The 12,640-nt window shown below is 34.7% G+C and carries 13 protein-coding genes; 5 read left to right on the top strand and 8 right to left on the bottom strand.

The genetic code is table 11. From position 1 onward, the window contains the following. Positions 1–28: 28 nt before the first annotated feature. The 6 genes from rodA to purH all read right to left on the bottom strand — a co-directional run bounded on the left by rodA (position 29) and on the right by purH (position 7,218). Positions 29–1,288 (bottom strand): rod shape-determining protein RodA, encoded by a 1,260-nt coding sequence (gene rodA, locus Q1A01_RS21600; RefSeq protein ID WP_299685038.1) that lies wholly within the window; start codon positions 1,286–1,288, stop codon positions 29–31. Then, positions 1,285–3,207 (bottom strand): penicillin-binding protein 2, encoded by a 1,923-nt coding sequence (gene mrdA / locus Q1A01_RS21595; protein ID WP_299685036.1) that lies wholly within the window; start codon positions 3,205–3,207, stop codon positions 1,285–1,287. The genes rodA and mrdA overlap by 4 nt, the downstream gene beginning before the upstream one ends. Next, positions 3,204–3,710 (bottom strand): rod shape-determining protein MreD, encoded by a 507-nt coding sequence (locus Q1A01_RS21590; RefSeq protein WP_299685034.1) that lies wholly within the window; start codon positions 3,708–3,710, stop codon positions 3,204–3,206. The genes mrdA and Q1A01_RS21590 overlap by 4 nt, the downstream gene beginning before the upstream one ends. Beyond that, positions 3,700–4,533, bottom strand: a complete 834-nt coding sequence (mreC, locus tag Q1A01_RS21585; RefSeq protein WP_299685032.1) for a rod shape-determining protein MreC — start codon at positions 4,531–4,533, stop codon at positions 3,700–3,702. Before mreC ends, Q1A01_RS21590 begins: the two co-directional genes overlap by 11 nt. Positions 4,534–4,547: 14 nt before the next feature. Further along, positions 4,548–5,576, bottom strand: coding sequence for a rod shape-determining protein (locus Q1A01_RS21580; protein ID WP_299685030.1), 1,029 nt, complete (start codon positions 5,574–5,576; stop codon positions 4,548–4,550). Positions 5,577–5,685: 109 nt separating this feature from the next. Next, the gene (gene purH / locus Q1A01_RS21575) at positions 5,686–7,218 is read right to left on the bottom strand and encodes a bifunctional phosphoribosylaminoimidazolecarboxamide formyltransferase/IMP cyclohydrolase (RefSeq protein ID WP_299685029.1); all 1,533 of its coding nucleotides are present in this window, start codon (positions 7,216–7,218) and stop codon (positions 5,686–5,688) included. 145 nt (positions 7,219–7,363) lie between these two features. Between purH and Q1A01_RS21570 the strand changes: the two genes are divergently transcribed. Further along, on the top strand, positions 7,364–8,620 hold the full coding sequence (locus Q1A01_RS21570; protein WP_299685027.1) for an ABC transporter permease: 1,257 nt from the start codon (positions 7,364–7,366) through the stop codon (positions 8,618–8,620). Between the two features lie 76 nt (positions 8,621–8,696). Here Q1A01_RS21570 and Q1A01_RS21565 read toward each other — a convergent pair whose 3' ends face one another. After that, positions 8,697–9,152: a GAF domain-containing protein gene (locus tag Q1A01_RS21565; RefSeq protein ID WP_299685025.1), complete on the bottom strand. Its 456-nt coding sequence runs from the start codon at positions 9,150–9,152 to the stop codon at positions 8,697–8,699. 34 nt (positions 9,153–9,186) lie between these two features. On the opposite strand from Q1A01_RS21565, the gene xrtF reads away from it, so the two are divergent. The 4 genes from xrtF to Q1A01_RS21545 all read left to right on the top strand — a co-directional run bounded on the left by xrtF (position 9,187) and on the right by Q1A01_RS21545 (position 11,179). Next, on the top strand, positions 9,187–9,732 hold the full coding sequence (xrtF, locus tag Q1A01_RS21560) for an exosortase family protein XrtF (RefSeq protein ID WP_299685023.1): 546 nt from the start codon (positions 9,187–9,189) through the stop codon (positions 9,730–9,732). Then, positions 9,729–10,163, top strand: coding sequence for an exosortase F system-associated protein (locus tag Q1A01_RS21555; RefSeq protein ID WP_299685021.1), 435 nt, complete (start codon positions 9,729–9,731; stop codon positions 10,161–10,163). Before xrtF ends, Q1A01_RS21555 begins: the two co-directional genes overlap by 4 nt. 34 nt (positions 10,164–10,197) lie before the next feature. Continuing rightward, the gene (locus tag Q1A01_RS21550) at positions 10,198–10,755 is read left to right on the top strand and encodes a hypothetical protein (RefSeq protein ID WP_299685019.1); all 558 of its coding nucleotides are present in this window, start codon (positions 10,198–10,200) and stop codon (positions 10,753–10,755) included. A gap of 94 nt (positions 10,756–10,849) precedes the next feature. Further along, a complete protein-coding gene (locus tag Q1A01_RS21545) occupies positions 10,850–11,179 on the top strand; it encodes a hypothetical protein (RefSeq protein WP_299685017.1) in 330 nt (109 codons plus the stop codon). A gap of 247 nt (positions 11,180–11,426) precedes the next feature. On the opposite strand, the gene Q1A01_RS21540 is transcribed toward Q1A01_RS21545, so the two are convergent. Beyond that, on the bottom strand, positions 11,427–12,572 hold the full coding sequence (locus Q1A01_RS21540) for a serine hydrolase (protein WP_299685015.1): 1,146 nt from the start codon (positions 12,570–12,572) through the stop codon (positions 11,427–11,429). Between the last annotated feature and the right edge of the window lie 68 nt (positions 12,573–12,640).

Genomic DNA, 12,640 nt, shown 5'->3' with positions numbered 1-12,640 from the left:
CTTTGATAAGTGCAACATCGTATTGAAGTCACCATTCGTTTACACGATTCCCATCCAATTTAATAAAAATGAATAGTAAAATAGTGAATCCCCAAAAGCCGGAGCCTCCGTAGCTGAAGAAGGGGAGAGGTATCCCGATAGTAGGTAATAAACCTGTAACCATACCGACATTTACAGCAAAATGAATAAATATAATCCCAGCGACACCATAACCATAAATACGACTAAATTCGTTTTTTTGTTTTTCAGAAAGCTGTATAACCCGTAAAATAAGAAGGACAAAAAGAATCACAACTAAAGCACTTCCCATAAACCCCCATTCTTCACCCACTGCGCTAAAAATATAATCAGTGTCTTGTTCAGGGACAAATTTCCCAGTGGTTTGTGTTCCTTGTAAAAAGCCTTGTCCAGTCCATCCTCCGTTTCCGATAGCAATCTCACTTTGACGCGTATTATATCCAATACTTTGCGTATCTGCTTCTTTCCCTAAAACAATATTGAAACGATCTCTGTGACGCTGTTGAAATACATTTTCGAAGATATAATTCACAGAAAAAGAAAATAAAGTACAGGCAAGAATAACACCTAAATACAATGGTCTAGAAGGACGTCTTTTTCTGTTTTTTAGAAAAAGTAATAGGGCAATAGCAGTGACTCCCAATGCAATATATAAAGGACCAAAAAGAAGTGTGAGTACAAATAATGTAATAACTGAAGCTCCTAAAATAAGATATACTGCGGCGATACCTTCTCTGTATAGTGGAAAGAAAAAAGCAGCATATACTAAGGCGCTTCCAGGATCAGGTTGCGGTATAATAACTAAGGCAGGAATCGCAATAATAAGGAATGCTCGTAATTGATCTCGGATTGTTTTTATATTGGTTTGGATATCACTTAGATATTTGGCGAGTGCTAGTGCGGTGGCAACTTTAGCAAATTCGCTAGGTTGTAGGGTAAAAGACCCAAAAGCAAACCAACTCGTGGCACCATTTATATTTTTTCCTAATGGAAATAAAAGGAGAAGCGAGATAATAGCAACTACATAAATTAAACTTGAAAACCGTTCAAAGAACTTAGTATCCAGAAATAAAATAAACGTGATAATGATAAACCCTAAGCCAATCCAAATTAATTGTTTGAAAGGAAGGTTTTCTAAAACAAAGAAATTTTGAATTTCTGGATTATAAGTAGCAGAATAGATACTTAACCATCCTATACTAATTAGTGCTAGGTATATTAAAATAAGTGCCCAATCAAAACTTCCTACACTACGCGATCCAGCACTCATAATTTTACTTCTTCTTCTGCCAAGAATTTAGCACTTATTTTTTTTCCGTCGTTTATCGGGAAGGGTCTACCTAGTAATGGCTTTTCATACTCCTCTTCAAGACTATGGGTGAGTACCCAGTTTTCTAGATCTTTACGAGTGACTTCCCCTTTAAGATATTTTTCTATCATAACAGAAGCAATGCGCCCACCAAAGCGAGCTCCCCAATACCCATTTTCTACAAATACAGCAATAGCAATTTTAGGATTGTCTTTAGGAGCAAAAGCCACAAAAACAGAATGGTCTGTTAATTCTACTTTTTTCCCCTGAATACGAATACTATTCTCAGCAGTTCCTGTTTTTCCACAGATTTCTATACCAGGTACTTTAAGAAAGTTTGCTGTACCACCAATATAATTATATACGTTGTTAAGCCCTTCGATAACAGGTTCAAAATGTTGAGGGTCGATTGTGGTAATATGCTTTTCTTTATATTTAGAAGGGATGGTATCTATTCCTTTTATGTTTTTAATGATATGGGGTTTATAAAACCAACCTCTATTGGCAATAGCCGCTGTAAAATTTACCATTTGCATAGGAGTCATAAGCACTTCTCCCTGACCTATCGCATTAGAGATGGTAGCTGTAGTTCCCCAACGATAGGTTGGATAATTGTACGTTCTATTATAATATTTTGCATTAGGAATTAATCCTCTTCTCCCAGAAGGCAGGTCATACCCCATAAAATCCCCAAGTCCAAAGCTAGCTAAGTGCGCTCGCCATTTTTCGATGCCTTCTTGCGGGGTATCGTACTTATCAATAGTACTTCGGTATGCACTTGCAAAATAACTATTACAGGAATATGCTATACCGTCTACGAGCTTTACAGGGCTTCTATGATGATGACATCCTAGTGGTTTTTTTCCTCCATAGCGATATCCCCCATTACAATACACCTTATTCTCTGTATTTACAACGCCTTCTTGCAAGGCAATAAGAGAAGTTAAGGCTTTGAATGGAGAGCCAGGAGCATATTCTCCTAAAAGAACACGATCAAATAACGGTTTTGCAATTGAGTCTGCATCTAGTTTTGTGTAATTTTTAGAACGCTCTCTTCCCACGAGTAAAGCAGGGTCATAATTTGGAGCCGCAACTAAGGCAAGAATTTCTCCTGTAGCAGGTTCTAATGCAACAATACCTCCTCGCTTATTAACCATGAGCTCTTCTCCATATTTTTGAAGTTCAGCATCTATAGTTAATTGGATATTGCGACCAGGAACGGGTAATGTATCTAATTTGCCTTCCTTGTATGGAGCAATGACTCTATTAAATCGATCTTTCTGATATCTTTTTACGCCTTTGACACCGCGTAAAACCTCTTCATATTGTTGTTCAACACCTTGACGACCTATTAAATCTCCTGATTTATAATAAGGGTCTTTTTTGATCATGCTTTGATTTACTTCTTGAATATATCCTAAGAAGTTAGCGCCAAAGTCTATTTGATAATCTCGAAGCGAACGTTTTTGAATATAAAACCCTTCGTATTTGTGCATTTGCTCTCCAAGGTATGCATAATCTTCTGTAGACATGGTAGGAACAATCACAGCAGGCAGCCAAGAAGCCCTTCTTCGAGCTCTGTTTAATTCTTTAAGTAATTTTTCTTTTTCAATACCTAAAAGCTTACATAATCCTAATGTGTCAAAAGGCTTTATATCTTTAGGGATTGCCATCAGGTCATACGATGGCTGATTTGAAACGAGTAATTTATTATTACGATCATAAATATGCCCTCGTTGTGGATAATCGTATTCTACTTTTATAGCGTTGTTTTCTGATTTTATAACTGAAGAAGTGTCATATATCTGTAAATAGAATAGCCGTCCCATAAATAATAGGCCAGTACTAAGCACAATAGAAAAAAGTAATAGTTTTCTCATTCTTGACGACTGCTAAAAAGAATATTAAACATAAGACATAAAATACTCGTGAATATACCAGTAAACAACGTTTTTTTAAGGATATAAATTATATTAGTTATGTTAAAAACCTCTAAAGAAAATAGTACTAAATGGTGTATTAATACTAAACTTGAAATGTATATTAAACGTTCATAAAAAGTAACGTTAGGAAGTTTAATAGCATTATATTCATAACTTACTCCAAAAGTAAGTCGTAATACTATTGGTCTTATGTAAGCTATCACAAGAGATGCTGCGGCATGAATACCACCACTATTTCCAAACATATCTATAGTAAGTCCTGTTAAAAATGCAATCACTAGATATAAAGAACGATTTGCATTAAAGGGAAATACCAGAACGAATAATATATATGGATATGGATTGATATAGCCCATAAAATCAATATTATTAAATATCAATACCTGTGCTAATATCAAACTGATAAAACGGACACTATTTACAAGAATACTATTCTTCATCAATGCTATTTTCTTGTAGTGTTGTTATTTCATTCTTATCTGTGTTTTCAATAATATACACATGGCCAAGACTTGTCATATCATTAAATAATCGTACGGATAATGTATAGAAATTTTTACTATTATCTAGTTCAAATTCTTCAATAGTACCTATAGGAATTCCTTTAGGGAAAATAGCAGATTGTCCGCTAGTTTCAATTGTATCTCCAATCTTTACAGGTGCTTGTTCTTGCATGTCAATTACCGTCATGATATTAGGGTCTTGACCATTCCATTCTAAAGTACCGTAGTGTTCTGAAGCACGTAATTTCGCATTGGTTTTGAAATTCGTATTTAATATGGATAATACAGTGCTATACTTTGTAGATGTTTTTTCAATAAAGCCTACAATTCCTTGACTTGTAATCACACCCATCTCAGGTAAAATACTATCTCTACGCCCAGCTTTTAAGGTGATAATATTATCTGTTTTTGAGTAAGAGTTTTTAAGTACTTTGGCAGGGATATATCTAAACTGACTTTCTATCGCATCATATATCGATAGTGAATCTGATGAACCAGTAATTGTATATAATCTGGCTTCCTTTTCGCGCAAGCGGGCATTTTCTTCTAATAATTGCTTATTGTATGTTTTAAGATGAAAATAGTCTTGAATACTACTTGCAGATTCATAAATACCACCTGAGAGGAAGTTGGCTGAATTGATAAACTTACTCTTGTGGTATGAATGAGATTGAATCGTAAATACAAGGGAGAGGCAAAATAAAAAGGCAAACAGTAGGAAGTTTTTATTCCTTATCAAAAAATTGATGATCTGCTGCATGGGTAAACGACGGATTATTTGATGAGTACGCTCTTGTATTTTGCAATGTTTTTAAGGCAAATTCCTGTTCCTCTTACAACGGCTCTTAATGGATCTTCTGCGATATATACAGGAAGATCTGTTTTTTGAGAAAGGCGTTTATCTAAGCCTCTTAGCATAGATCCACCACCTGCAAGATAAATTCCAGTGTTATAAATATCGGCAGCGAGTTCTGGAGGTGTTTGTGATAAGGTCTCCATCACGGCATCTTCAATACGAAGAATAGATTTGTCTAATGCCTTTGCTATTTCTCTAAAAGAGATTTGTACTTGTTTTGGTTTACCAGTTAACAAATCACGTCCTTGCACGCTCATTTCTTCTGGTGGAACTTCTAAATCTTCTGTAGCAGCTCCTATTTGTATTTTAATTTTTTCTGCACTGCGCTCACCTACATAAAGGTTATGTTGTGTACGCATGTAGTAAATAATATCATTTGTAAATACATCTCCTGCAATTTTTACCGACTTGTCGCAGACAATTCCTCCAAGAGCAATGACCGCAATTTCTGTAGTACCACCCCCTATATCTACAATCATGTTTCCTTTAGGTTGCATGATATCTACACCAATACCAATAGCCGCTGCCATAGGTTCGTGAATAAGATGTACTTCTTTTCCATTCACACGCTCTGCACTTTCTTTTACCGCACGCATCTCTACTTCTGTAATTCCAGAAGGAATACAAATAACCATACGCAATGCAGGAGGGAAAAGTTTTTTCTTAAGGGCAGGAATTTCTTTGATGAACATACTGATCATTTGCTCACTGGCATCAAAATCTGCAATCACCCCATCTTTAAGAGGACGAATCGTTTTGATGTTTTCATGTGTTTTTCCTTGCATTTGTGCCGCTTCTTTTCCAACAGCAATAATTTTCTTTGTTGTACGATCGCGGGCAACAATAGAAGGGCTATCCACCACAACTTTATCATTGTGAATAATCAGTGTGTTCGCAGTACCAAGGTCAATGGCAATGTCTTCAGTCAGGAAATCAAAAAATCCCATAGGGCGAGATAGGGTATTAAATTTTAAATCGGTTTGTCGTATTCTCTAAATGTACAAATAATATTGTGTTTTTTTACGCTTTCGCGAAAGCGTATGACATCCTAAACAATTAATGTTTGAAATGACGTATTCCTGTCATCACCATAGATACGTTATGATCGTTACAGTAATCTATAGTCAGTTGGTCTTTTATAGATCCTCCTGGTTGAATTACAGCAGTAATACCTGCTTTGTCTGCAATCTCTACACAGTCTGGAAATGGGAAAAATGCATCACTTGCCATGACCGCTCCTTTTAGATCAAAATTAAAAGAAGTTGCTTTCTCAATGGCTTGACGTAAAGCATCTACTCTTGAGGTTTGACCTGTTCCACTTGCACAAAGTTGTTTGTTCTTACAAAGTACAATGGTATTTGACTTTGTGTGTTTGCATATTTTTGAAGCAAATAGTAAATCTTCTAACTCGCTATCTGTTGGTTTAGTATGTGTTGCGTGTGTTAAATTTTTTGCGGTATCTGTTTGATTGTCTCTATCTTGAACGAGAGTTCCATTAAGACATGTACGCATCATGGTTTGTGGAAGCGTTACTTCTTTTTGAATAAGGATAATTCTATTTTTCTTCCCTTTCAAAATTTCAAGAGCATCATCATCAAAAGAAGGAGCTATTACTACTTCACAAAATAACTTATGTATTTCTTCTGCAGTTGCCTTGTCTATTGTTCCATTTGCAATAAGAACCCCTCCAAAGGCACTAGTAGGATCTCCTGCTAAGGCATCTACATACGCTGTGTGCATAGTGTCACGCTGCGCAAAACCACAAGCATTGTTATGTTTTAGTATGGCAAATGTAGGAGCCTCTCCAGCAAACTCATTCATTAAGTTTACGGCGGCATCTACATCTAGTAAATTATTATAAGAAAGTGCTTTTCCGTGAAGTTTATCAAAAATTGCATCAAAATCACCAAAGAAGAATCCACGTTGGTGTGGGTTTTCCCCATAACGAAGTACTTGTCCTTTATGTTCACTTACTTTTAAAGCAGGAATCTCGTGATCTGCATTAAAATAATTAAAAATAGCAGTGTCATAATGAGATGATATACCAAAAGACTTTGCTGCAAATCGTTTACGATCTGCTAGTGTAGTTGTACCATTACCATCAGTTACCATTTGTAATACTTCGGCATAATCATCTACTGAAGAAACACATAGGGTGTCTTTAAAGTTTTTGGCAGCAGCACGGATTAGCGAAATACCTCCGATGTCTATTTTTTCTATAATATCTTGTTCAGAAGCTCCTGAAGCTACTGTTTTTTCAAATGGATATAAATCTACAATAACAATGTCTAGTTGTGGAATTTCATATTCGCTCATTTCCGCAACATCTCCCTCATGATCTTGTCTGTTAAGAATACCTCCAAATACTTTTGGGTGTAGTGTTTTTACACGTCCGCCTAAAATAGACGGGTATGATGTAACATCTTCAACAGGTACTACAGGGATTCCAAGATCGTTAATGAATTTTTGAGTTCCTCCAGTAGAATATAGAGTTACTCCTAAGTCGTGAAGCTTTTGAACTAGGGGTGCAAGACCTTCTTTACTAAAAACAGAAACTAAAGCGGAACTTGCTTTTTTAACATCGCTCATTGTAGAAATTTTATGTGATTTTGGATAAGTGGCAAAAATAGCAATTTAACAGTTTATAGCGCGTGGTTTATATATATAAATTTGGCACTTTTGTAACATAATTTAAAGATAGGCGTCTTATCTTTAAATTTTCCAAAATATATCGATGTTTATTTACTTACGTGTACTTAAAGAAAGCTTTCGTTTTGCAGTAAATGCTTTGCGAAATAATAAGCTCCGAACATTTCTTTCACTTATGGGAGTAACTGTTGGTATTTTTTCAATCATAGGCGTGTTGGCTGCTGTAGATTCCTTAGAAAGGCAGGTGAAAGGAAGTCTGTCTTCCTTAGATCAAAGCACCATCATATTATGCCATGCATCTTTTGGACCTACAGAAGTACCTCGATGGAAAAGAGAACAATTTGATCTGATTTCTTATGAAGAATTTCAGTATTTAAAGCGAACACTGTCAGATGCTAAGGCAATGTCTTACCTTGTGAATGTTCCTCAGCAAATTATAAAATATCAAGATGAAACACTTGAGAATATACAAACAATTTCGACAACCAATGAATACTATGATGTAGAGGCATTACAATTTCAAGATGGGAGATTCTTTAATGAGGCCGAGTCAGTAGGCGGTTCTAATGTGATTGTTATTGGAGATGAAATTAAAAATCAACTTTTTGGAAAAGATGGTAATGCAGTAGGAAAGAAAATACGCATTTTAAGCCGTAAGCTTACTGTAATAGGTGTTCTTAAAAAAGAAGGCATTGGGTTAGGTGATTCTAAAGATGAGGTTGTCATTGTTCCAGTAAATTTAACTCGAAAAATTTATGGAGAAACTAAATCTGGATTTCCTAGAGTTGTAATTCTTCCAGAGTCAGGTATAGATAACGCAGGTTTTCTAGCAAACCTTGACCAGAAATTACGATCTAAACGAGGTCTTAAAACAGGAGAAGTAAGTACGTTTTTTCCAAATCAATTTAAAGGGTTAACAGATCTGATTGATGGTCTTATTTTTACCTTAAAAGGAATTGGCTGGGGAATAGGTGCTTTTGCTTTATTGGTAGGTGGCTTTGGAATTGCAAATATTATGTTTGTAAGTGTAAAAGAACGAACGAACCTTATTGGAATACAAAAAGCATTAGGCGCAAAACGACGTTTTATATTATTTCAGTTCTTATTTGAGTCTATTCTTCTCTCTATTTTTGGAGGTCTTATAGGAATGTTTCTAGTTTGGATGATTACGTTACTGGTTAATTTTTCAGGTATTACAGGAGATTTTACATTTGTGCTGTCTTTGTTTAATATTTTTCTAGGGCTCACAGTTACGTTCTTTATAGGGATATTAGCAGGTATTATTCCTGCAATAGGAGCTTCACGATTAGATCCAGTAGAAGCGATACGTACAGGTATGTAAATAACAATCTAAAAGAAAATAAAAGGCCCCAAAATGCAATCGCATTTTGGGGCCTTTTATTTTTGATAATGAGTGCTTATAAAATAGAAACTACTTGCTCATTTACCCATTCTAGAAAACGTTCGTCTTCTGCTGTAAAAGGGTCTGGTGTGTTAGAGTCAATATCTATTTGCCCTATATTTTTTCCGTCTTTGAAAAGAGGAACTACAATTTCACTTTTTACAGTAATGCTACAAGCAATGTAATTATCTTGTGCAGCTACGTCGGGAACGACAAAATTTTCATTAGAAACAGCTACTTGACCACAAATTCCTTTTCCAAAAGGGATAACTGTATGGTCTGTAGGTTCTCCTACATATGTTTCTAAGTGTAATGTTTGTGTCTCATGGTTTGCAAAGTAAAAACCTACCCAATTGTAGTAAGGAATTGTAGAGCGTAAAACTTCACAAATTTCAGTTAATCTATCTTTTGTGGATACTGTTGTTTTAGAAACAATAGCACTAACTTCTTTTTTTAAATCTTCAAAAGCCATTTTTAATGTATTTTTGAGGCTAAACCTCAATAATTTGTTCAAACTAATAAGCAAATATAAGTCGGTACTTCGTTTTATCCTTACGTTTGTAGGAAGTTATTTTGTATTGGTCATGCTTTATAATTTATACTTAACCTATGGTGGAAGTACTACATATTACCCGGATATTGTTACACACACGGTAGCAAAACAGAGTGAATCTATTATAAATGCATTTGGATACAATATGAAAGTTGTTCCAAGTAAAGTAGAGGCCGCTATGAATCTTACGATTAATGATAAAGTGTTAGCTCGTGTTGTAGAAGGGTGTAATGCAGTAAGTGTGATGTTGCTGTATATTTCTTTTATGCTTGCTTTTTTTGATGGGTGGAAACGTACCTTGTTTTACATTCTTGGTGGTGTTGCGCTTATTTATGTGATGAATGTCACTCGGATTGCATTACTTACCATAGGAATTTATGAGTACCCAGAATATACCGAATTATTACATGGCACTATTTTTCCAGCAGTCATCTACGGAACGGTATTTTTGTTATGGCTAGGATGGATTCGATCGTATAAAAAACAACCCAAGTCATGAAAGTAGCTTTACGTGTATTTGTTGTTTTTTTATGCCTTGTAGGATTTGCTTTTATACGCTTTCGCGAAAGCGAACTCTTCTACGACCCTCTCATTGCTTTTTTTAAGAGTAATTACCAGAAAATGACGTTACCAACGATGGAGTCTTGGCGATTGTTTTTTCATGTGTTTTTACGATATACTATTAATACTTTATTGTCACTCATTATATTGTGGATGGCGTTTAAAGAAAAAGGGATAATTACTTTTGCATCACTTTTTTATGGAGTGGTCTTTATTGTATTGATAGTCATATTTGGAATTCTACTTAAAACACAAGGAATTGGGGAATATTTACCTATTTTTTATGTGCGAAGATTTTTAATACAACCTATCTTATTATTTATGTTATTGCCTGCATTTTATTACTACCGGAAGGTGAGTAATTCTTAATCAGGTTGTATCTTTGTGGGTAAATAATACGACTATGAAAAAGTACCTGTATCTTCTAGTATTGATCGCTTTTTTTTCTTGTAAGAATAATGAAACGGAAGATGTATTAAAAACAGCCCCTTCTCAAAAAGCACCTTCTTCTAAGCCTGTTTCTAGTGATTTGAATGAAACAAGTACTAAAGTTGATGTAACTTTTGAAAACGAAAAATTCACAAAGATTTATAATGCATACCTAGATGTAAAAGCATCTTTAGTAAATACAGATAACGAAGCGAGTGCTGCTTCAACACGTGCCTTTTTTATGCTTTTAAAAGGTGACGAAACTTATGCTGCTATACATACTGCAACAATACCTTTTACGGAGGCAACAACCGTAAAAGAAAGACGTACTATTTTTGAAAAAGTATCTGCAGCGGTAGAAGTACAAATAGCCAACGAAAAAATTATTTCTGGAGCTGTGTATAAGCAATACTGTCCTATGGCTTTTAATGGTAAAGGTGCTTATTGGTTATCAAACTCTAACGAGGTTCGTAATCCTTATTTTGGAGATCAAATGCTTAAATGTGGTGTTGTAGAAAAAGAAATTAAATAAGCTGCTTGTATATTAACTTATTTGAAAGCGAGTAAATATAATGATCATTTGAGTAGTTTTAAATGGTTTTGGATTTAAGATGAGAATTATGGACATGAAAACTAATTATAAAACCCCCATAATAATACTCGAAAAAAGAAGAAAAGATATCATTACAGCACTTAAAAGACAACAAACAGAAGCGTTAGTTTCTGAAAAAAGAATGGTTGAGATGGCTATTAAGTGGTTGAAAAAAGGAGAAGACTTTGATATTGATCCAGATAAATCAATAGTGAAATTGCCACCAACTCAAACTCAAACAGCTTGTGTTCAATATAGGATAGTAGAAGATTTTGAATCTGACAAAAATCAAAGCTGGAAAGAAATTAGAATTGATGAAAAAGTAATTAGACCATTACCTGGAAGTTTGTTAATCTTAGAGTAAGAATCTCGTTTATCATAATTATGAAAAAAAGAAAATTAAGTACACTTCAATTAATTACCATTGCTTTTGTAATACTTTTTCTTGTGTGGGAACGTAATATCCAAATATATCTAACGGAACATCTTCTAGAGAACAATTTGGAAACACGAAAAGATCTGTTCGTAAGTCTTCCTATACTAATAGTACTTATCGTTGTTTCAATCCGTCAATGGAAAAAGAGAGCATAGTTGAATAGTAAACGGTATCACTAATTTAGATCTGCAATATCTCTAAAGAGTGACGACCAATTCACACCCTTAAACCGATCTCCTAGTCGTATAATAACAATATCTTTTTCAGGATTGATATACATAAACTGACCTAAAATACCTCTAGCTTGATAATCTGTATAAGGCGCTTTAGCTTCTTTAAGTATTAGTTTTGTGGTATCTTTTTGAGATTTGACATAGTCTTCTCTTGTGATATTTCGCCACCAATGATGTGAGTATATATACTTACTTCTTTTATCTGTAAATGAGGTGGTTTTAGATATCCACTCTTTAGGAACAATTTGTGTGTTATTCCAAGTGCCTTCTTTAAGGTATAACCGAGCAAACTTTGCATAATCTCTAGCCTTGGCATTTAAACAGCAAAATGCTTTTGCAGTTTGATGTTTTTTACTGTCTATGCTCCACGATGCATCATACTCCATTCCTAATGGTTGCCATATTTTTTCTTGAAAATACTCATGTAGAGGTCTTTGAGTAGCGCTTTCTAAAGCGAGACTCAATAATTGTGTATTTCCGCTTTTATATTTCCAGACAAGACCAGGGGTTTCGTTTACTTTTAATTTCTTGACATACTTTTTTAAGTTGGTTCCATAATAGAATTTTGCAACCTCTCCAAAAGGATTGAAATAGCCTTCGCTAAATTTAATGCCTGATTGCATATTGATAACATCACCTAAAGTAACCGGATCAAAAGAAGCGTCAAGCTCAGGAAGATATTTTCTTATAGGATCTTCTAGGGATGTAATATGTCCTTCTTGGATAGCAATTCCAATAAGCGCAGAGATAAACGATTTTGATACAGAAAATGATGGGTGGTCAGTCGCCTTGGTGTACTCATTAAAGTATTTTTCATATAAGATTTGATCATCTTTAATCACTAAAAAAGCGGTGGTCTTACTTTTTTCAAGTACTTTCTCAAATTCATCTATTTCTGGAAATACAAAGTTGATGTCGTCTTTGACTTCTTTAAATAAAAAGGGAGCCCCTCCTTTTTTAATAGGAACACTTTCAAACTTTTCTAAATCACCTGTGTCAGCAAAATTCCAATAGAAAAACCTACCTACGTGGCACGAATTTAAAAGAAAGAGAAAGCTTAATAGTATAAGGTAACGTTGCAACTTCATATAAATAGTGTTTGACGAGTATTAAAATGATTAGTACACGTATTTTTTAAATACTTACGTTCAGAAAC

It is taken from the genome of uncultured Dokdonia sp., assembly GCF_947492815.1.
GTDB lineage: Bacteria > Bacteroidota > Bacteroidia > Flavobacteriales > Flavobacteriaceae > Dokdonia.
Note: the sequence above shows the minus strand (reverse complement) of the source record. Positions and strands in the feature narration are given on the sequence as shown.

What these genes read in the sequence shown, in the direction of transcription:
- mreC (WP_299685032.1), bottom strand. Translation starts at nt 4,533, where the DNA reads ATGCAGCAGATCATCAATTTTTTGATAAGGAATAAAAACTTCCTACTG.
- Q1A01_RS21555 (WP_299685021.1), top strand. Translation starts at nt 9,729, where the DNA reads ATGAAAGTAGCTTTACGTGTATTTGTTGTTTTTTTATGCCTTGTAGGA.
- mrdA (WP_299685036.1), bottom strand. Translation starts at nt 3,207, where the DNA reads ATGAGAAAACTATTACTTTTTTCTATTGTGCTTAGTACTGGCCTATTA.
- Q1A01_RS21540 (WP_299685015.1), bottom strand. Translation starts at nt 12,572, where the DNA reads ATGAAGTTGCAACGTTACCTTATACTATTAAGCTTTCTCTTTCTTTTA.
- Q1A01_RS21570 (WP_299685027.1), top strand. Translation starts at nt 7,364, where the DNA reads ATGTTTATTTACTTACGTGTACTTAAAGAAAGCTTTCGTTTTGCAGTA.
- Q1A01_RS21565 (WP_299685025.1), bottom strand. Translation starts at nt 9,152, where the DNA reads ATGGCTTTTGAAGATTTAAAAAAAGAAGTTAGTGCTATTGTTTCTAAA.
- Q1A01_RS21550 (WP_299685019.1), top strand. Translation starts at nt 10,198, where the DNA reads ATGAAAAAGTACCTGTATCTTCTAGTATTGATCGCTTTTTTTTCTTGT.
- Q1A01_RS21590 (WP_299685034.1), bottom strand. Translation starts at nt 3,710, where the DNA reads ATGAAGAATAGTATTCTTGTAAATAGTGTCCGTTTTATCAGTTTGATA.
- rodA (WP_299685038.1), bottom strand. Translation starts at nt 1,288, where the DNA reads ATGAGTGCTGGATCGCGTAGTGTAGGAAGTTTTGATTGGGCACTTATT.
- Q1A01_RS21545 (WP_299685017.1), top strand. Translation starts at nt 10,850, where the DNA reads ATGAAAACTAATTATAAAACCCCCATAATAATACTCGAAAAAAGAAGA.
- Q1A01_RS21580 (WP_299685030.1), bottom strand. Translation starts at nt 5,576, where the DNA reads ATGGGATTTTTTGATTTCCTGACTGAAGACATTGCCATTGACCTTGGT.
- purH (WP_299685029.1), bottom strand. Translation starts at nt 7,218, where the DNA reads ATGAGCGATGTTAAAAAAGCAAGTTCCGCTTTAGTTTCTGTTTTTAGT.